At 63.6% G+C, this 18,593-nt stretch carries 15 protein-coding genes; 8 read left to right on the plus strand and 7 right to left on the minus strand.

Annotated features, from left to right (window positions below; genetic code table 11):
* The first annotated feature begins 31 nt into the window (after positions 1 to 31).
* Positions 32 to 859, plus strand: coding sequence for a phosphate/phosphite/phosphonate ABC transporter substrate-binding protein (locus NKJ26_RS22445; RefSeq protein WP_352697181.1), 828 nt, complete (start codon positions 32 to 34; stop codon positions 857 to 859).
* Here NKJ26_RS22445 and NKJ26_RS22450 read toward each other — a convergent pair.
* From NKJ26_RS22450 to NKJ26_RS22465, 4 genes are all read right to left on the minus strand, one after another.
* The gene (locus NKJ26_RS22450; RefSeq protein WP_352697183.1) at positions 824 to 2,179 is read right to left on the minus strand and encodes a M24 family metallopeptidase; all 1,356 of its coding nucleotides are present in this window, start codon (positions 2,177 to 2,179) and stop codon (positions 824 to 826) included. The two genes, NKJ26_RS22445 and NKJ26_RS22450, sit on opposite strands and share 36 nt — an antisense overlap.
* Before the next feature lie 9 nt (positions 2,180 to 2,188).
* The gene (locus tag NKJ26_RS22455; RefSeq protein WP_352697185.1) at positions 2,189 to 4,759 is read right to left on the minus strand and encodes a GcvT family protein; all 2,571 of its coding nucleotides are present in this window, start codon (positions 4,757 to 4,759) and stop codon (positions 2,189 to 2,191) included.
* Positions 4,759 to 5,241, minus strand: coding sequence for an endonuclease domain-containing protein (locus NKJ26_RS22460; RefSeq protein WP_502903172.1), 483 nt, complete (start codon positions 5,239 to 5,241; stop codon positions 4,759 to 4,761). The genes NKJ26_RS22455 and NKJ26_RS22460 overlap by 1 nt, the downstream gene beginning before the upstream one ends.
* Before the next feature lie 134 nt (positions 5,242 to 5,375).
* Entirely contained in the window at positions 5,376 to 6,953 is a 1,578-nt protein-coding gene (locus NKJ26_RS22465) for a trimethylamine methyltransferase family protein (protein WP_352697187.1), read from the minus strand.
* Between the two features lie 326 nt (positions 6,954 to 7,279).
* Here NKJ26_RS22465 and NKJ26_RS22470 point away from each other — a divergent pair, with 326 nt between their 5' ends.
* The 5 genes from NKJ26_RS22470 (at position 7,280) to NKJ26_RS22490 (ending at position 13,009) form a co-directional block, all read left to right on the plus strand.
* Positions 7,280 to 8,440, plus strand: coding sequence for an MFS transporter (locus tag NKJ26_RS22470; RefSeq protein ID WP_352697232.1), 1,161 nt, complete (start codon positions 7,280 to 7,282; stop codon positions 8,438 to 8,440).
* An 84-nt stretch (positions 8,441 to 8,524) separates the two neighbouring features.
* The gene (locus NKJ26_RS22475; protein WP_352697188.1) at positions 8,525 to 10,588 is read left to right on the plus strand and encodes a prolyl oligopeptidase family serine peptidase; all 2,064 of its coding nucleotides are present in this window, start codon (positions 8,525 to 8,527) and stop codon (positions 10,586 to 10,588) included.
* A 69-nt stretch (positions 10,589 to 10,657) separates the two neighbouring features.
* Positions 10,658 to 10,798 carry a hypothetical protein gene (locus NKJ26_RS22480; RefSeq protein WP_027024778.1) on the plus strand — a complete coding sequence of 47 codons (141 nt, stop codon included), beginning with the start codon at positions 10,658 to 10,660 and terminating at the stop codon, positions 10,796 to 10,798.
* Between the two features lie 50 nt (positions 10,799 to 10,848).
* Positions 10,849 to 12,228 (plus strand): aspartate aminotransferase family protein, encoded by a 1,380-nt coding sequence (locus NKJ26_RS22485; protein WP_352697190.1) that lies wholly within the window; start codon positions 10,849 to 10,851, stop codon positions 12,226 to 12,228.
* A gap of 136 nt (positions 12,229 to 12,364) precedes the next feature.
* Positions 12,365 to 13,009 (plus strand): cytochrome c oxidase assembly factor Coa1 family protein, encoded by a 645-nt coding sequence (locus NKJ26_RS22490; RefSeq protein ID WP_352597967.1) that lies wholly within the window; start codon positions 12,365 to 12,367, stop codon positions 13,007 to 13,009.
* A gap of 505 nt (positions 13,010 to 13,514) precedes the next feature.
* Here the strand turns inward: NKJ26_RS22490 and mmsB are convergent.
* Genes mmsB through NKJ26_RS22505 form a run of 3 tightly spaced genes read right to left on the minus strand, consistent with a single transcriptional unit; the run spans position 13,515 to position 16,003 of the window.
* On the minus strand, positions 13,515 to 14,399 hold the full coding sequence (gene mmsB / locus NKJ26_RS22495) for a 3-hydroxyisobutyrate dehydrogenase (protein ID WP_352597968.1): 885 nt from the start codon (positions 14,397 to 14,399) through the stop codon (positions 13,515 to 13,517).
* A gap of 44 nt (positions 14,400 to 14,443) precedes the next feature.
* On the minus strand, positions 14,444 to 14,812 hold the full coding sequence (locus tag NKJ26_RS22500; protein WP_352597969.1) for a four helix bundle protein: 369 nt from the start codon (positions 14,810 to 14,812) through the stop codon (positions 14,444 to 14,446).
* A 21-nt stretch (positions 14,813 to 14,833) separates the two neighbouring features.
* Positions 14,834 to 16,003, minus strand: a complete 1,170-nt coding sequence (locus NKJ26_RS22505) for an isobutyryl-CoA dehydrogenase (RefSeq protein ID WP_352697193.1) — start codon at positions 16,001 to 16,003, stop codon at positions 14,834 to 14,836.
* A 138-nt stretch (positions 16,004 to 16,141) separates the two neighbouring features.
* Between NKJ26_RS22505 and NKJ26_RS22510 the strand changes: the two genes are divergently transcribed.
* Positions 16,142 to 16,756, plus strand: a complete 615-nt coding sequence (locus tag NKJ26_RS22510) for a dimethylsulfonioproprionate lyase family protein (RefSeq protein WP_352697194.1) — start codon at positions 16,142 to 16,144, stop codon at positions 16,754 to 16,756.
* Between the two features lie 3 nt (positions 16,757 to 16,759).
* Positions 16,760 to 18,235 (plus strand): cobyric acid synthase, encoded by a 1,476-nt coding sequence (locus NKJ26_RS22515; protein ID WP_352697196.1) that lies wholly within the window; start codon positions 16,760 to 16,762, stop codon positions 18,233 to 18,235.
* The last annotated feature ends 358 nt before the right edge of the window (positions 18,236 to 18,593 follow it).

The raw sequence follows: 18,593 nt of genomic DNA on the forward strand, positions 1-18,593 counted from the left end.
TCAATCCCAGGCATAGCGGTCAGATCCCGGCATGAGCGAATTGGTTGCGGCGTTGCCGATGTATGATTGGCCCGAGGTGCGCGACGAGGTCGACGCACAATGGGCTGGGTTGCGCAATGCGTTCCGGCAAAGGGGTATCGATGCGCCGGAAACCATCGTGCGGCGCAATGGCGATCTGCCGCCGGTGCCGGGCGGCATTCGTGATGCCCAGGGAAAACTTATCGCGCCCGACCCGGCGACATTGCCGCCGGACGAACTCGATTTTCACCAGGTTTGGCTGCACCCGGCGCTGCTGTTCGCGCAGACCTGCTGGGGACCGATGGAATTCGGCCTGTCACGGCACGTGCAGGTGGTCGGGCAGCCGAGCTACGACGCTTACGAAGGCGGGCAAGGCGAACTCTATTCGAGCGCGCTGGTGATGCGGATGGGCGAGGGGGCAGAGGTTCGTTCACCGGCGGACGGCAGCGCCTTCCTTCCGCTCGATCTGATCCGCGGCAGGCGCTTCACCTTCAACAGCCTCGATTCCATGTCCGGCATCATCGCATTGACCCGCGACCTCGAGGCCCAGGGCGAAAGCCTCGATATCTTTTCGTCGCGCAGCGAAAGCGGCGGCCATCGCGACTCCATCGTCGCCGTGGCCGAGGGCAAAGCCGATGTCGCGGCGATCGACTGCGAAAGCTGGTTCCTGGCGCGGCGTTTCGAGCCTGCAGCGCAAGCGGTGGCGGTCGTCGGCTGGACAGCACGGCGCAAAGGCCTGCCGTTCATCACCGCTGGGACAACGCCGGAAAAGACGGTCAGGGCATTGCGCGAGGCCCTTGCCGGGCTAGCCGAGCAGCCTCGCATCAAACGGGTAGGTTGAAAGCTGCTGGTTGCCGGTGCCGGTGATGAGGACCTGCTCCTCGATCTTGACGCCCTCGCGCCCGCCGAGCCTGCCGATATAGCTTTCCACGCACAGCACCATGCCTGGTTCGAGCACGCCATCGGGCGTATCTGATGTCCAGTCACTGGCATGCGGCAAGGTCGGGTATTCGTCGGCCAGGCCGACGCCGTGATAGAGCACGCCGTAGCGGGTCGGAAAGCAGTCGCCGGGCGGCACCGCCGAGCGTTCGACAAGGTCGCGAAACGCGACGCCCGGCTGCATCAATTCGGTATTGTGAGCGATCTGGTCGGCGGCGATCCGGAACAGGTCGCGCTGTTCGTTCGAAGGCTCTGCATCGCCGCACAGCCAGGTGCGCGACAGGTCGGCGCAGAAGCCGTAGGGGCCGATCAGGTCGGTGTCGAAGGCGACGAGATCGCCAGCCTCGATGACACGCGAGGAGCATTCCTGGAACCATGGATTGGTGCGCGGGCCGGATGCCAGCAGCCGCGTCTCGATCCATTCGCCGCCGCGCGCGATGTTGCCGCGGTGCAGTTCGGCCCATAATTCATTCTCGGAGATGCCGGGCTTCAGCGCCTGTTTCATCTCTCCCATCGCCGCCTCGCAGGCGACGATGGCGCGGCGCATGGCAAGGATCTCGTCGGGTGATTTGATCAGCCGCGCAGTCTCCATCACCGCTTCGCCATTGCCGATGGAAATGCCGAGGCGCGCAAGTTCCTCCACGCCTTCCGGATCGATATGGTCGACGGCGATGCGGTTGTTGCCGCCGCCATGTTCCCGCACCAGATCGGCGATGCCGGCCGCCCAGCGGCGGACTTTCTGCTCGGTGAGCTCGCCACTGTAGAGATATATCCACGAGACGGCGGGGCGAACCTCGTCGACGACGCCGGAATGGTCCGACAGATGCTCGCAGGAGAAATAGTCGAAGAGCACCACCGGCCCCTCGGTGGCAACGAAACAATGCCGTGTCGGATTGTGCGCCACCCATAGCTGCATGTTGGTGGAATCCGTGGCGTAGCGGATGTTGACCGGGTCATAGAGCAGCGCGCCGGCGTAGCCGCGGCGCCTCAGTTCGGCACGGATGCGGTCGAGCCGGTATTTGCGCATTTCGGCCAAGTCGGGGGCGGCAATGCCTGCCGCCGCCCATTCTGCTTCGGCTGTCGCGCCATAGCCCTGCACATGCTGGTTTAGATCAGCCGCCTTCTGGCGGGAGGCGTCGCGCAGCGCCTCGATCGAGCCCGGCTCGAACGGCATGATCTTGCGATGCCGGCCAAAGCTGCCTTTTGGCCCCGCGCTGTCCATGGTCGCGCCTCAGGTCCGCATCTTCTCGCCGCTCGGGTCGAAAGGCGCTTCGATGTTGATGCGGGCCGGACGGCGATGGCCGAGAATCTCGATCTCGAACAGGCCGGCACTTTCATCCCCGGCCAGCGCCGCCGGCACATAGCCTTGCGCCATCGACTTCTGGACATAGTGCGCATAGCCGCCCGAGGTCACCCAGCCGACCACGCGCCAGTCGCCGTCGACAATGCCGCGCACGGCGGACGCACCTTCGGCCGCCCTGGAGCCGCGAACTTCCTTGCCCTTGTCGTCGAAGCGGGGTGCGCCGTAACCATGCGGCTTTTCCACCGAACCATAGTCCTTGCTGACCTTGGCCCAGATCGGCTCGTCGCCCATCACATCGGCGTCCGCCGCGTCGACGATGAAGGAGACGCGGCGCAGTTTCGGCCCTTCCGCCTGTTCCTTGGCGGCGGCCTCGCGGCCGATGAAGTCGTTCTTCTCGAGCTTGATGAAGCGGTCCATCGAGCCTTCGAACGGGCCGTAGATCGGCCGCAACTCGCGGAACCAGGTCGGGAAATTCTTTTCGAGGCGCATCGACAGCAGAGCGCGCATGCCGAAATCGACGAGGCCGAACTCCTCACCGGCATCCTTGATGGCCTTGTAGACCAGGCGCTCGTAGGCTGGCGGCATCCAGATCTCGTAGCCGAGGTCGCCGGTATAAGTGATGCGGTTGACAAGGCAAGGCGCGCCGCCGACCGCCATCTCGCGGAAATCCATGAAGCGGAAAGCCTTGGTCGAGATGTCGACGTCGACAAGTTTTTGCAAGAGATCGCGGGATTTCGGCCCGGCGATCGACAGACCCACCAATGTCTGGTCGAAACGGTGGATGCGGACCGAACCGTCCTTCGGCAAATGCTTTTCGAACCAGCGCATGTGGTATTTCTGCGCGGCGGAAGAGCCCCAGATCATGAAGCGGTCCTCGGCTGCCTTGGCGATGGTGAAGTCGCCGATCAGCTTGCCGAATTCGTTGAGCATCGGGGTCAGCACGATGCGGCCTGTCTTCGGCATGCGGTTGGTCATCAGCCGGTTGAGGAAATCTTCCGCTGCCGGCCCCGAAACCTCGTATTTGGCGAAGTTGGCGATCTCGGTCACGCCCACGCGTTCGCGCGTGGCGCGCACTTCCTCGCCGATCTGTCCAAAATCGTTGGAGCGGTGGAAGGAAACGATGTCCTTGGGCTCCTTGCCCTTCGGCGCGAACCAGAGCGGCGTTTCGAGACCCCAGCTGTCGCCCATGACGGCGTTGTTGGCCAGCATCGTGTCGTAGAGCGGTGTCGTCTGCGCCGGGCGCGCCGCCGGCAATTCCTCATTGGGGAAGCGGATGGAGAAGCGGCGCGAATAGTTTTCGCGTACCTTGGCGTTGGTGTAGCGCAGGCCGGCCCATTCGCCGAAGCGGGTGACATCCATGCCCCAGACATCGAAACCGGGGTCGCCATGGACCATCCAGTTGGACAGGGCAAGGCCGACGCCGCCACCCTGGCTGAAGCCGGCCATGACGGCGCATGCGCACCAGAAATTGGTCAGGCCCTGCACCGGGCCGACCAGCGGGTTGCCGTCAAGCGCGAAGGTGAAGGGGCCGTTGATGATCTGCTTGATGCCGGCCTTTTCGATGCCGGGGAAATGCTTGAAGCCGATTTCCAGCGACGGCGCGATGCGGTCGATGTCGGGCTGCAGCAATTCGTGGCCGAAATCCCAGGGCGTGTTGACCGGCGACCACGGCTTGCAGGCTTTCTCATAGGTACCGAGCAGGATGCCGTTGCGCTCCTGGCGGGTGTAGATCTCGCCTTTGAAGTCGAGCACGCCGATCATCTCGCGGCCGGTCGACTTGTTGAACTCCTCGACCTCGGACATCGGCTCGGTCAAGAGATACATGTGCTCCATGGCCAGGACCGGCAGCTCGACGCCGACCATGCGGCCGATCTCGCGTGCCCACAGGCCGCCGCAGTTGACGACATGCTCGGCATGAACCGTGCCCTGTTCGGTGACGACGTTCCAGGTGCCGTCGACCTCTTGCGTCAGCTCGACGACGCGGTTGCGCAGCACGATCTCGGCGCCGAGCTTCTTCGCCGCCTTGGAGTAGGCGATGGTGGTGCCCGACGGATCGAGATGGCCTTCGACCGGATCCCACATGGCGCCGACGAAGTTGGTCTCGTCCATCAGCGGGAACATCGCCTTGGCCTCGGATGGCGTAATCAGCTCGGTGTCCATGCCGAGATAGCGGCCCTTGGCGTGGGCCAGCCGCAGGAAATCCATGCGCTCGGGCGTATCGGCCAGCATCACGCCGCCGGTCAGGTGCAGCGAGCAGGACTGGCCCGATATTTCCTCGATCTCCTTGTAGAGCTGCACCGTATAGGCTTGCAGCTTGGCAACGTTGGGATCGCCGTTCAGCGTGTGGAAGCCGCCCGCCGCATGCCATGACGAGCCGGAGGTGAGCTCCGAGCGCTCGATCAGCATGATGTCGGTCCAGCCGGCCTTGGCCAGGTGATAGAGCACCGAGCAGCCGACGACGCCGCCGCCAATGACAACCGCTTTTACGTGAGATTTCATCAAGATAGGTCCGTTTTTAGAGAAACTGAATCGGGTGAGCGGGGCGCGAAGACAAAGCGGAGATCGGAGGCAGCGACGTCTTCGGCCAGCCTGCCATCAAGCGCGGCAAGGATGGTGTCACAGACGGGAGTACGATGTTCCAGGACGTCATGGCTCCAGACACGCAGGATCGAATAGCCTTGGGCGCGCATGAAATCGTCGCGGCGGCGGTCATAGGAACTGTCGGCGTGTTGTGAGCCGTCGAGCTCGACAACCAGCCATTTTTCGCGGCAACAGAAGTCAGCGTAGTATGGTCCGATAGAGAACTGGCGGGTAAAGCGATAGCCGCCAAGCTTGCGCGTCTTTAGCTCAAGCCACAGCAATGCTTCCGCCTGGTTGCCTGCTTGCCTAAGTTTTCTGGCGCGCTGGGTTGTGCCTGATTTTCGGCGGCTGCGCGTCTTGGGAGCGGCTTCCCCCACTCCGTCGCCGCTTCGCGGCGCCACCTCTCCCCCCTCCGGAGGGAGAGGAAAGGCGCCAGCCTTGCCAAGCTCGCGTCTTTCCTCTCCCCCGTCGATCGGGGGAGAGGTGTCGAGCGCAGCTCGACGTAGGGGGGGTCGACCGCTCATCAAATAGCCGATCAAAAGTCGGTCGGCGCGCCGCCTTCGGAGCGGCGCTTTTCGACGAAGGCGTTGAGCTCCTCGCGGATGGCCGGGTCCATGTAGGGCTCCTCATAGGAGGCCAGCCGCTCCTTCCACACCTTGTTGGCCTTTTCGAGCGCCGTCGGCGAGCCGGCTTCCGCCCACGTCTCGAAATTGCGCCAGTCGGAGAGGATCGGTGCGTAGAAGGCGGTCTTGTAGCGGTCCTGCGTGTGCTGGGTGCCGAAGAAATGGCCGCCAGGTCCGACCGACTGGATGGCGTCGAAGCCGAGCGCCTCCTGGGAAAGGTCGAGCGGGGTCAGGAATTCCGCCACCATCTGCAGCAGATCGATGTCGAGGATTGTCTTCTCATAGGAGCAGCGCAGGCCGCCCTCGAGCCAGCCGGCCCCATGCATCATCAGATTGCCGCCGCCCTGAATGGCGCCCCACAGCGAGAACACGCTCTCATAGGCCGCCTGCGCGTCGACTGTGTTGGCAGCGCAGGTGTTGGAGGTGCGGTAGGGGATGTTGTAGCGGCGGGCAAGCTGACCGCCGACGAGCTGCGCCTTCATGTATTCCGGCGTGCCGAAGGCCGGCGCGCCGGACTTCATGTCGACATTGGAGGTGAAGCCGCCATAGCCGACAGGCGCGCCCTTGCGCACCATCTGGGCAAAGGCCATGCCGGACAGCGCCTCGGCATTCTGCTGCACCAGCGCACCGGCGATCGTGACCGGCGCCATGGCGCCCGAAAGGGTGAACGGCGTGACGATGACGACCTGGCCCTTGCTCGACATCTGGATGATGCCTTCCATCATCGGCACGTCGAGCTTGAGCGGTGAATTGGTATTGATGATCGTGAACACCGACGGCTCTTCCAGCAACTGCTCATGGCTGATGCCACGCGCGATGCGGGTGATCTCGATGCCGTCGACATTGCGTTCCCTGCCGAGCGAATAGATGTGGAACACCTTGTCGGTCAGCGTGGCGAGATCGCGGATGCATTCGAGGTGGCGGACCGACGGATGAATGTCGATCGGCTCGACCGGATAGCCGCCGGTGCAGTTCAGAATGTTGTGCATCTGCGCGAGCTTGAGGAAGTTGCGGTAGTCCTGCTGGTTGCCGGGCCGGCGGCCGCGATCGATGTCGGAACAATTGGGCGCCGACGCCATCATCGAAAGGATCACGTTGTTGCCGCCAAAGCGCACATTATGCGCGGGGTTGCGGGCATGGATGGTGAATTCCGACGGGCAGTGCGACACCAGTTCGAGGATCATGTCGCTGTCGAAGCGCACCCGCTCGCTGCCGTCGCGCACGTCGGCGCCGTGGGCCTTCATGATGCGGCGGGCCTCGTCATGCAGAACGTCGACGCCGATTTCCCTCAGCACGCGCAAGGAGGCGAGGTGGATCGATTCCAGCTCGTCGTCCGAAACCAGCCTGGTCGGCGCGAGCGGGTTTTTCAGCTGGCGGAAAGCCGGCTGCTCGAACGCAGCCGAGCCGCCGGCGCGCTTTCCGGCGCGCCCGCCGCGGCGGGCACGATCGGTGGCCAATGCCGGTTCCAAGGGTTGTAGGGCGGCGGTCATGATGGTCCTCGTAGGATGCGATAGCGGGCGGCATAATGGACCGCCGGCCAGCCGGCCATTGCGGAGGCGGCGACCACTAGAGCGAGGGAAGCGACATGCCCGGACGGCAGTGGCATGCCGAGATATCGCCTTGATCAACCATCCGGTTGGCGCAAGCGGATTCCCGTGGGCGGCCCTTCCTTTGTGCGGCTTGAAACGGTAGCCAACGAGCCTTGTGGGCCCCGATGGCCGGTACTTGCCATGTTAGGCGCGGCGCAAGGGCTGAGCTCGCTGATGCGGAAACAAGGCAGGTCGTCCGGGACTTGCCGCGCAGCAAAGGTAGGATGATGGCCTCGGCGGATTCGGAGATTGGCGAGGGAATGCAGTGGGCGGCGATCACCGGCGTGATCGCGACCGTCTCGGTGTTCGCCATCGCGCAAGGGCTGTCCTATCCGATGCTGAGCTTCATCCTTCAGCGCCAGGGCGTCTCGCCGGCGATGATCGGCCTGTCGGCGGCAATGACGCCTGTCGGCTTCATCCTGTCGTCGCCGCTGATCCCGGCGCTGGCGCGACGGTTCGGGGCAGGGCGTACGGCGCTCACCTGTGCCGCGCTTTCGGCGCTCGTGCTGGCGCTGATCGGCTGGACGCAGAATGTCTATCTGTGGTTTCCGCTGCGCTTCCTGATCGGCGTGGTGACCAATCCGCTTTATGTGCTGAGCGAGATCTGGGTGATCGCATTGGCGCCGCCGGCTCGCCGCGGCCGCATCATGGGCGTCTATTCGACCATCATCTCGGCCGGTTTCGCCGCTGGGCCGCTTTGCCTGCTTGCCGTCGGCACGGAAGGCTGGCCGCCATTCCTGGTCGGCATTTCCGCTTTCGTGCTGTGCGGCATCTGTCTCGCTTCAGTGTTGCCGCGCCTGCCGAAGGTGGACGAGGCCGATAACCGGGTTTCCGTCCTGGGTTTCGTGCCGCTGGCCTGGCTGCTCCTGTTTTCCGTTATCGTCGCCGCCGGCTTCGAACAGGCGGCGCTGGCGCTGTTGCCTGTCTACGGCACGCATTACGGCCTCACCGAGGTCCGCATGTCGGCGCTGCTCTCGATCATGATCGCCGGCAACATCGCCATGCAGGTGCCGCTCGGTCTGCTGGCGGAAAGGGTGACGGCGCGGCTGGTGCGGCTGATCTGTACGGCCATCACGGTGCTCGGATGCGTGCTGCTGCCGTTTTTGATCGAAACGCCGCTGATCTGGCCGATGATCTTCGTCTGGGGCGCGGTTTCCTACGGCATTTATACGATGTCGATCATCGAGCTCGGCGAGCGCTTCACCGGCTCGAAATTGGTTGCCGGCAATGCCGCATTCTCCTTGATGTGGGGCGTCGGCGGCATTTCCGTACCGCCTGTGACGGGGAGCGCCATGGATGTGCTGGGCGCCGGCGGGCTGCCGATCACGCTTGGCCTGCTGTGCCTCGCGCTGGCGATCGCGAGCGTCGCCGGTCGCGGGAAAGCCTGAATCCTTGGCTGAGATGCCGCGGCTATTGAATATCGGACCCGGCATGTCGATGTTGCGTCCCGAACCCTGCCTATCGGAGTATTCATGACCAAGCCCAGCACGAAGCCGGAACCCAACACGGAAGACCCGTTCCTCTGGCTGGAAGACAGGACGTCCCAGCAGTCGCTCGACTGGGTGCATGGCCAGAACGAGATCACGATTGGCGAACTGCAGGGCGATCCGTCCTATCAAACGTCGTTTCAGACCGCGCTCGACCTGATGACGGCCGAAGACAACATCGCGGTCGGGGCCGCGCTCAATGGCGACGTCTATAATTTCTGGCAGGACAAGACCAATGCGCTCGGCCTCTGGCGCCGCGCGACGGTTGCTTCCTACAAGACCGAGAAGCCCGATTGGGAGACGATCATCGACTTCGACCAGCTTGCGGCGAAGGAGGGGATCAAATGGGTGTTCAGCGGCGCCAGCCGGCTTTATCCCGACTTCAATCTCAGCCTGCTCTCGATGTCGCCGGACGGCGGCGATGCCAGCGAAATGCGTGAGTTCGACATCGCCACCAAGTCATTCGTGGAGGGCGGATTTCGCGCGCCGGCTTCGAAGTCGGGCTTTTGCTGGCTGGACGAGGACACGGTCATCGTCTCGGCTGCCTTTGAGGAGACCGACAAGACGGAGTCCGGGTATCCGCGCGTGATCAGATTGTGGAAGCGTGGCACCAGGCTGGAAGACGCGACACTGATCTTCGAGGCGCAGAAAGAGGACCTGGCCGTGGGGGCCGGCGTCGAGTTCGACGGCGGGAAGCGCCATGTGTTTCTGGCGCGAACGCTCGACTTCTTCGCATCGCACAGTTTCCTGCATCTCCCGTCGGGTGAAAACAGGTGCATTCCTTTGCCCGACGACGTCACCAATACGGCACTTTTCAAGGACCAGATGGTGTTCGGGGTGCGCACGCCGTGGACGGCGCCAGACGGCACGGCGTGCCAACCGGACGGGCTTTACTCGTTCGATTTCGCACAATGGATCGAAACAGGGGCGCTGGGGGCGATCGAGACCCTGTTCGCGCCGGCGCATCGCGTCTCCATCGCCGGGCTCGCCAGAACGCAGGACCGGCTGTTCATCAATCTGATGGACAATGTGCGCGGCAAGGTCGTGGTCTGCGAGCGCAACCAGGACGGCTGGTCGCTGAAACCTGTCGCACTGCCTGAAAACGGCAATGTCGGCATCAGCCATGCCGAGCATTTCGGCTCCAGCGTCTCCTTCTCGTTCACCGATTTCCTGACGCCGAGCTCGATCATCTGGTCTGACGACAATGGCGAGACGCTTGCCACCGTGAAATCGCAGCCGGCCCGCTTCGATGCGTCGCCGCTGATTTCGGAACAGTTCGAGGCGCGCTCGAGGGACGGCACGATGATCCCTTATTTCGTCGTCCGGCGGCGCGACCAGAAAGGTCCGGTGCCGACGCTGCTTTACGGCTATGGCGGCTTCGAAGTGCCGTTGCTGCCCGGCTATGCCGGCGTGCGCGGCAGGCTGTGGCTGGAGAAGGGCAACGCCTATGTGCAGGCCTGCATCCGCGGCGGCGGCGAGTTCGGCCCAGCCTGGCATCAGGCGGCGCTCAAGGGCAACCGCCAGAACGGCTTCGACGATTTTGCAGCGGTGGCACAGGACGTCGTCGAACGCGGCATCGCCACGGCCGCTTCGCTCGGCATCCAGGGTGGTTCGAATGGCGGCTTGCTGACCGGTGTTTCCCTGACGCAGAACCCGGATCTTTTCGGCGCCGTGATCATCGAGGTGCCGCTGCTCGACATGCTGCGCTATACCGAATTGCCGCCCGGCGCCTCCTGGATGGCCGAATATGGCGATCCCTCGAAACCGGAAGACGCCAAATGGCTTTCCGCCTACTCGCCCTACCAGCATGTCGCGGCCGGCCACGCCTATCCGCCGGTGCTGCTGACCACCTCGACCGCCGACGACCGGGTCCATCCCGGCCATGCGCGCAAGATGGCGGCCCGCCTGCAGGCGGCCGGCCACGCCAACACGCTGTTCTTCGAGGAGACCGAAGGCGGACATGGCGGCCGTGGCGACCGCCGGCCGCAGGCGGCGCAGGCGGCGATGAAATATGTGTTCCTGCAACGGGCGCTCGGCGCCAAGGCTTGAATGCGTTCCACAAGGCAGCCTAGCAAAGGGTGGTTCACCTCGACCGTCCTTTGCTCTAAGGTGCCAGCCATGGCTCTCGCGGGGATGTTGGCTGGCGCATTCGAGATCAGTGCATTGCGGGTCGCGGTGACACCGTCACCGCGCACGTTGCGCGCCGAGCTTTTGCGGCTGTGCGCTCGCATCGGCTATTCGCCGCCCGCCTTCCTCTGACGCATTCGCCCCGGCGCAGCCGGACAGAATCCAGAGGAAAGATCAAATCCATGACCTACCAGAATTATTCGCTGAAGCAGCTTCAGCAGATCGACGCCGCGCATCATCTGCATCCCTTCACCGACCACAAGGAACTGCGCGAGGCGGGTTCGCGCATCATCACCCATGCCAATGGGCCGTTCATCTACGATTCCGAAGGGACCGAAATCCTCGACGGCATGGCCGGGCTGTGGTGCGTCAACGTCGGCTATGGCCGCGACGAACTGGCCGAGGCCGCCTATGCCCAGATGAAGGAGCTGCCCTACTACAATTCCTTCTTCAAATGCTCGACGCCGACACCGGTGCTGTTGTCCAAAAAGCTGGCGGAGATCGCACCGAAGCACATCAATCGGGTGTTTTACGGCTCCTCCGGGTCGGAGGCCAACGACACGGCGCTGCGTCTGGTTCGCCATTACTGGGTGCTGGAGGGCAAGCCGGAGAAGAACCGCATCATCTCCCGCAAGATGGCATATCACGGCTCGACCGTCGCCGGCACCTCGCTCGGCGGCATGGATGCCATGCACAAGCAGCTCAACGGGGCGGTGCCCAACATCGTCCATGTGATGATGCCCTATGCCTATGAGCTGGCGCTGCCTGGCGAGAGCGATCACGATTTCGGCTTGCGCGCGGCCAAGGCGGTCGAGGACGCCATCCTCGAAGCCGGCGCCGACAGGGTCGCGGCCTTCATCGGCGAGCCGGTGATGGGAGCGGGCGGCGTGAAGATACCGCCAGTCAGCTATTGGCCGGAAGTGCAGCGCATCTGCCGCAAATACGATGTTCTGCTGATGCTGGACGAGGTTATTACCGGCTACGGCCGCACCGGCGAATGGTTTGCAGCGCAAACGCTCGGCATCGAGCCCGACACCATCACCACGGCCAAGGCGCTGACCTCGGGCTACCAGCCATTATCGGCATTGCTGGTCGGCGACCGCATCGCCTCGACGCTGATCGAAAAGGGTGGCGAGTTCAATCACGGCTACACCTATTCCGGCCACCCGGTGGCCTGTGCAGTGGCGTTGAAGAACCTGGAGATCATCGAGCGGGAAGGGCTGGTCGATCGTGTCAGGAACGACACCGGTCCTTATTTCGCAAAAGCCTTGCAGGAGCGCATCGCCGGGCACGAGCTGGTCGGCGAGGTGCGTTCGATCGGCCTGATGGGCGCGATCGAGATCGTCAAGGACAAGGCGACCAAGGAGCGGTTCCTGCCGGCGGGCAGTGCGGCGGTGAGCGTGCGCGACCACGCGATCGCCAACGGCATGATGCTGCGCGCCACCGGCGACACGATGATCCTGTCGCCGCCGCTGATCTGGGCCCGCGACACGATCGACATGGCTTGCGAGCGCATCGGCAAGGCGCTGGACCTGGCGCAAGCGGATCTTCGCAAACGGTGAGCATTATGGCCGGGCGTTCCGTGATCGGGGCGCCCGGCCGTTCACGTCTCCTGTATCTGTCCGTGGCGGAGCGAGGGTTCCGGTCGTCGGCGCTATCGGCTACAACCCGCCAAGGCAGTTTGCCGAGGGGGATAACATGGCAGGACAACCGCTCAACCAGCCAGCAGAAATTCCGGCCGAGCTCGACCGCTGGAACTGGGGTGCCTTTTTCCTGAACTGGATCTGGGGCATCGGCAACAGCACCTTTATCGCGCTGCTGGCGCTGGTCCCGTTCGTCAACATCATCATGATCATCGTGCTTGGCGCGCGCGGCAGCCGCTGGGCGTGGCGGAATCGCGCCTGGCGCGACGCCGAGCAGTTCCGCAAGACACAGCGCAATTGGGCGATCGCCGGACTGATCGTGTGGATGGTCGGGATCGGCGGCTGCGCGGCGATGGTCGGCAGCATTCCCTACGTGCTGAAAGGCAGCGACGCCTACCACATGACCATGGACAGGCTGCGCGGCGATGATCGCGTGAAAGCGGCTATCGGTCACGACGTGACCGACAGGTTCTGGGTTGGCGGCCATCTCAACGTCGACGCGAACGGTGCCGGCGACGCGCAGTTCAGCATTCCGGTCCATGGCGCCACTGGCAAGGGCACCGCGTTCGCGACCGCGACCCGGACGGCTGGGACCTGGAGCCTGCGCCTGCTCGTCCTCAAGGTGGATGGGGTCGATGCGCCGATCGTACTCATCAACGAAGACCATGTTCAGATCCCCAGCGCGGCGATCGGAATATAGAAGTCGGCCGGCGACGAAATGGCTGAAATGCAAAAACCGCGCTCCATCGGGAACGCGGCTTTGCCAGATACGCATGGCGCTTCGCTACGCAAACACTTGGCGAAACTTACGGGCTCCGGTACGCGAGACCTGATCCGGAGCGCCGGGCGGATGCGATATGTCCGCCTCGTCATCCGTTTTATAGGGACATCGTTACCGCGGGGTTATCGAGAGCTTAAGCAAACCTAAATTTGGCGGGTTTCCTCTCGAAATGCGCGAAAAAACCCACATTCGACGCCAGGGGTGCCGAACGCACGTTGGAAAAGGCCTGGCGACGGCCAAAACCGGCGATGCCGGCAGCCTTTCATGATAGGAATTTTTTCTTGACAGGGTGAGTGCAGCTATGGTAGATATTTATCCATGGTTCAGATTTGCGCCGACGGCCCGCCGCACAGGCGGGTTTTTCGTTTGTTGCTTTCAACGCGTCGAACCCGTTACCCCGGATTCTCGCCCTGCATTCGACGCCTTACGGATTGGCACCGCGCAGAAAATTTATGATCCCGGAGAAATCATCGCCTGCATGCCCTTGGGCGTTGAACAGCGCGTAGAGCTGCGCCGCCTCGGCGCCCAACGGGGTCACCGCGCCGGAATCCTGAGCGGCTTCCTGTGCGAGCTTCAGGTCCTTCAGCATCAGGGCGGCGGCAAACCCCGGCTTGTAGTCGCGGTTGGCGGGGGAGGTCGGCACCGGACCGGGCACCGGACAGTAAGTGGTCAGCGACCAGCATTGGCCCGAAGAGGTGGACGCGACGTCGAACAGCGCCTGATGCGACAGGCCGAGCTTTTCGGCCAGCACGAAGGCTTCGGCGACGCCGATCATCGAAATGCCGAGGATCATGTTGTTGCAGATCTTGGCCGCTTGTCCGGCGCCGTCGCCGCCGCAATGGACGATGCGACCGGCCATCGGCTTCAGGATCGGCTCGGCGGCGGCGAAGGCATCGTCGGACCCTCCGGCCATGAAGGTCAGCGAGCCGGCCGCCGCACCGCCGGTGCCGCCCGAAACCGGCGCATCGATCGACAGCAGGCCGTGTTTTGCTGCGATGGTATGCGCCTTGCGCGCCGATTCGACGTCGATGGTCGAGGAATCGATGAACAGCGCGCCTTTTTTGGCCTTGAGCGCAATGTCCCCATAGACCGACAGCACATGCTTGCCGGCCGGCAGCATGGTGATCACCACGTCGGCGTTCTTCACGGCGGCTGGCGCATTGGCCATGATTGTCACGCCGTGATCGCGCGCGATCGTCAAATTTTCAGGCACCAGATCGAAGCCGTGCACTTGATGCCCGGCCTTGACCAGATTGGCGGCCATCGGATTGCCCATATTGCCGAGGCCGATGAAGGCGATGGTGGTCATGGTGGTGCTCCGGGATTGGGATTAGGCGGTAGGCGGTAGGCGGTCTATTCTGGCGTAAGTCTGAGAATGAGCTGGCGAAGCATCTTGCCGATGCCTTCGGTCGATATCGGCAAGCGACCAGCTTGATCATGCATGGCAAGGCCAATGCGTTCGGCGATCTGGAGGTGTGTCTTGAACTCCTTCAGTGAGCCTTGGGCGATCCGGAGAAACTGCTGATAAGAGCCTCTGTTGTCTCGGCCATAGCCTTCGGCGATGTTTGCAGGGATAGAGGTCGCTGAACGGCGGATTTGGCTGGTCGACCCATACAATTCCTCCTTTGGCCATGCCTTGGTCAACGAATAGGCGGCGACAGCAAGATCCATCGCCTGCTGCCAAACAATAAGATCCTTGTACGACTCGATCTTGCCGGTCATCTCTCGCATACTGCCTACTGCCTACTGCCTTCCGATCAACGCCCGCGCGATGATGACGCGCATGATCTCGTTGGTGCCTTCGAGGATCTGGTGGACGCGCAGGTCCCGCACCAGCTTCTCGATGCCGTAGTCGTGCAGGTAGCCATAGCCGCCGAGCAGCTGCAGCGCATCGTTGGCGACGGCGAAGCCGGTGTCGGTGACGAAACGCTTGGCCATCGCCGACCATTTTCCGGCATCCGGCGCCTTGCGGTCGAGTTTCGAGGCGGCGGCATAGAGAAACATGCGCGCCGCCTGCAATTCGGTTTCCATGTCGGCCAGCTTGAACTGCAAAGCCTGGAACTGGTTGATCTTCGAACCGAAGGCCTTGCGCTCGGCGGTGTAGGACAGCGCCTTGTCGAGCGCCGATTGCGCGCCGCCCAGCGAGCAGGCGGCGATGTTCAGCCGGCCGCCGTCCAGCCCGGCCATGGCGATGCCGAAGCCGGCGCCTTCGCCCGACAAAAGGTTTTCCGCCGGCACCTTGCAATCCTCGAAGATGACCTGGCGGGTCGACTGCATGTGCCAGCCCATCTTGTGCTCGTTGGCGCCAAAGGAGAGGCCGGGCGCATCCCTGGGCACGACGATGGTGGAAATGCCTTTCGGACCTTCGGCGCCGGTGCGTACCATGACGGCGTAGACATCGCTGTCGCCGGCGCCCGAGATGAACTGCTTGGTGCCGTTGAGCACATAGTCGCCGCCGCTCTTTACCGCGCGCGTCTTCAGCGCCGCGGCATCGGAGCCGGAGCCCGGTTCGGTCAGGCAATAGCTCGCCAGCCATTCCATCGAGGTCAGCTTGGGCAGGAAGCGCCGGCGCTGCTCGTCATTGCCGAAACGGTCGATCATCGATGCCACCATGTTGTGGATCGAAATGAACGACGAAAAGGCCGGGTCGGCATGCGACAGCGCCTCGAAGATCAGCACGGCGTCGAGCCGGCCGAGCGCCGAGCCGCCGACATCTTCTTTGATATAGATGCCGCCGAGGCCGAGCGGCCCGGTCTCGCGGATCACATCGGCGGGGAAGTGCTTGCTGCGATCCCATTCCAGCGCGTTCGGCGCGACGCGGTCGGCGGCGAAGGCCTGCGCCATCTCCTGGATGGCGCGCTGCTCCTCGTTGAGTTCGAACTGGCTGGTGCTCGCATCGACCGCGGCGTCCATGGCGTGCTCCCTGATGTCTCCGACCTGCTGGCCTGTCGTTTTTGGCTTTGCGCGCGCACCAATCTAGACCAATGATGCCGCCGCGCAACCCGACCCTCCGCGGAGCGGTTGTGTATCAATGCTTGTCCGGAGCGAGATGTGACGACAAAATTCGATGAACTGTTGGGACGGTTCCACGCCTATCTCGCTTCCGTGGACGATGCCCTGGTGCGCGACGCCGTGGCGCGCATCGATTGGGACATGCCGGCCCGCGTGCTCGAGCCGCATCCGCTCGGCTGCCTGCATCACCTCGATCGCGCAGCGGAATTGGCGCCGGCGCAAGCCAAGCCGCTGGTGCAACTGCTGGCGAAACAGCGCAACGATTTCCGCTGGGGACAGACCTATGGCGAGGCGGATTTCGGCAAGGCATTCCTCGACAATTACGGCTGGCTGGAAGTGTTCGGCACGCGCGGCCATTTTGCCAACGACGAAGTCGCCGCCGGCCTGCTGATCCTCGGGCCCGAAATCGTCTATCCCGATCATCATCATGTCGCCGAGGAGATCTACATTCCTTTGACCGGCGGGACGGAATGGCGGATGGGTGAGGGCGATTTTCGCAAGCGCGGGGCCGGCGAGGTCGTGCATCATGCCTCGAACGTCAATCACGCCATGCGCACGGCCAACGAGCCGCTGCTGGCGCTCTATATCTGGCGTGGCGGGCCGCTGGCGCAGAAATCCGATATCGCCGCAACCATGGCGCAGGGCAGGGGCTGAGCCATGGCCAAAGCCATCATGCTGCAAGGTACGGGTTCGGATGTCGGCAAGACGGTGCTGGTCGCCGGTCTCTGCCGCGCCGCCAGGAACCGCGGGCTGAAGGTGCGGCCGTTCAAGCCGCAGAACATGTCGAACAATGCCGCCGTCGCCAATATGGCGGGCGACAACAACCATGGCGGCGGTGAGATCGGCCGTGCGCAATGGCTGCAGGCAATCGCTTGCGGCGTCGCGCCATCGGTCCACATGAATCCGGTGCTGCTCAAGCCGCAGACGGATGTCGGCGCGCAGGTCATCGTGCAGGGCAAGGTTTTCGGCGAGGCGCGGGCGCGCGACTACCAGGAGCTCAAGGGCCAACTGATGGACGCCGTGCTGGACTCCTGGGGCAAGGTCGGCGAGGGCGCCGATCTGGTCATCGTCGAGGGCGCCGGCTCGCCAGCTGAGATCAATCTCAGAAGCCGCGACATCGCCAATATGGGCTTCGCCACGCGTGCCGACGTGCCGGTGGTGCTGGTCGGCGATATCGATCGCGGCGGCGTCATCGCCTCGGTCGCCGGCACCCATCTGATCCTGCCGGAAGAGGACCGGCGCGTGATCGTCGGCTATCTCATCAACAAGTTCCGCGGCGACGTCTCGCTGTTCGATGACGGGCTGAAGTCGATCGAACGATTCACCGGCTGGCGCTGTTTTGGCGTCGTGCCATGGCTGAAAGCGGCGGCGCGGCTGCCCTCTGAGGATTCCGTCGTGCTGGAGCGGCTTGCTTCCGGCGAGGCGCGGGCGCTGAAGGTGGCGGTGCCGATGCTTGGCCGCATCGCCAATTTCGACGATCTCGACCCGCTCAAGGCCGAGCCGCAGGTAGAAGTGGTGTTCGTGCCGCCCGGAAGACCGCTGCCGGCCGATGCCGGACTGGTGGTCATTCCGGGCTCCAAGTCGACCATCGGCGACCTCCTGAAGTTCCGCGAGAACGGCTGGGACCGCGATCTGCTGGCCCACCGCAAACGCGGCGGCCATGTCGTCGGCATTTGCGGCGGCTTCCAGATGCTTGGCCGCGTCGTGCGCGACCCCGATGGGATCGAGGGCAGCGTCACCGAAGCCGAAGGGCTCGGCCTGCTCGACATCGAAACGGTGATGGAACCGGAGAAGACGGTACGCAATGTCGGCGCCCGCTCGGTTCAATTCGACTTGCCGCTCGAAGGTTACGAGATCCATCTCGGCCGCACCACCGGACCGGATAGGCTGCGGCCATCGGCGATCATCAATGGCGCCGATGACGGTGCTGTATCAGCCGATGGCAAGGTGTGGGGCACTTACATGCATGGGCTGTTTGGCGCCGACGCCTTTCGCGGCAAATTCCTCGAAAGCCTCGGTGTCAGGGGCGGCGGCATCGACTACCGGGCCGAAGTCGAGCGGGCGCTGGACGAGGTCGCGGCCGAGTTGGAGACCCACCTCGACTGCGACGCGATTTTTGCGCTGGCCAGGTAATTTCGCGGCGCGATCAGCAGGAATCGCTTCGTCATCCTATGGCGGAGCAAGGAGCGAAGCGACGCGGCGCGGACCCGTGGATGACGAAGTGATGGACGTTTCCGCCAATCGCCGAGGCACGCCTTCGGCCAGTAGGTGCCGAACGACCAGACATGTCCTCCGGGTCGCGGCAGATGAACTCGCGGCTGCCACAACGACGCCTTTCGCGGGTTAACTTGCTAATTTCGCGGCGCGATCAGCAGAAATCGCTTCGTCATCCTATGGCGGAGCAAGGAGCGAAGCGACGCGGCGCGGACCATAGGATCCATGCCGTTACTTCGAAGCGCTGCTTCAGTGCGGAATTCTGCTCCGCTGCACT

The organism is Mesorhizobium sp. M0152 (assembly GCF_040322415.1).
In the GTDB taxonomy this organism is placed as follows: Bacteria; Pseudomonadota; Alphaproteobacteria; order Rhizobiales; family Rhizobiaceae; genus Mesorhizobium.

What these genes read in the sequence shown, in the direction of transcription:
- NKJ26_RS22445 (WP_352697181.1), top strand. Translation starts at nt 32, where the DNA reads ATGAGCGAATTGGTTGCGGCGTTGCCGATGTATGATTGGCCCGAGGTG.
- NKJ26_RS22450 (WP_352697183.1), bottom strand. Translation starts at nt 2,179, where the DNA reads ATGGACAGCGCGGGGCCAAAAGGCAGCTTTGGCCGGCATCGCAAGATC.
- NKJ26_RS22455 (WP_352697185.1), bottom strand. Translation starts at nt 4,759, where the DNA reads ATGAAATCTCACGTAAAAGCGGTTGTCATTGGCGGCGGCGTCGTCGGC.
- NKJ26_RS22465 (WP_352697187.1), bottom strand. Translation starts at nt 6,953, where the DNA reads ATGACCGCCGCCCTACAACCCTTGGAACCGGCATTGGCCACCGATCGT.
- NKJ26_RS22470 (WP_352697232.1), top strand. Translation starts at nt 7,280, where the DNA reads ATGGCCTCGGCGGATTCGGAGATTGGCGAGGGAATGCAGTGGGCGGCG.
- NKJ26_RS22475 (WP_352697188.1), top strand. Translation starts at nt 8,525, where the DNA reads ATGACCAAGCCCAGCACGAAGCCGGAACCCAACACGGAAGACCCGTTC.
- NKJ26_RS22480 (WP_027024778.1), top strand. Translation starts at nt 10,658, where the DNA reads ATGGCTCTCGCGGGGATGTTGGCTGGCGCATTCGAGATCAGTGCATTG.
- NKJ26_RS22485 (WP_352697190.1), top strand. Translation starts at nt 10,849, where the DNA reads ATGACCTACCAGAATTATTCGCTGAAGCAGCTTCAGCAGATCGACGCC.
- NKJ26_RS22490 (WP_352597967.1), top strand. Translation starts at nt 12,365, where the DNA reads ATGGCAGGACAACCGCTCAACCAGCCAGCAGAAATTCCGGCCGAGCTC.
- mmsB (WP_352597968.1), bottom strand. Translation starts at nt 14,399, where the DNA reads ATGACCACCATCGCCTTCATCGGCCTCGGCAATATGGGCAATCCGATG.
- NKJ26_RS22500 (WP_352597969.1), bottom strand. Translation starts at nt 14,812, where the DNA reads ATGACCGGCAAGATCGAGTCGTACAAGGATCTTATTGTTTGGCAGCAG.
- NKJ26_RS22505 (WP_352697193.1), bottom strand. Translation starts at nt 16,003, where the DNA reads ATGGACGCCGCGGTCGATGCGAGCACCAGCCAGTTCGAACTCAACGAG.
- NKJ26_RS22515 (WP_352697196.1), top strand. Translation starts at nt 16,760, where the DNA reads ATGGCCAAAGCCATCATGCTGCAAGGTACGGGTTCGGATGTCGGCAAG.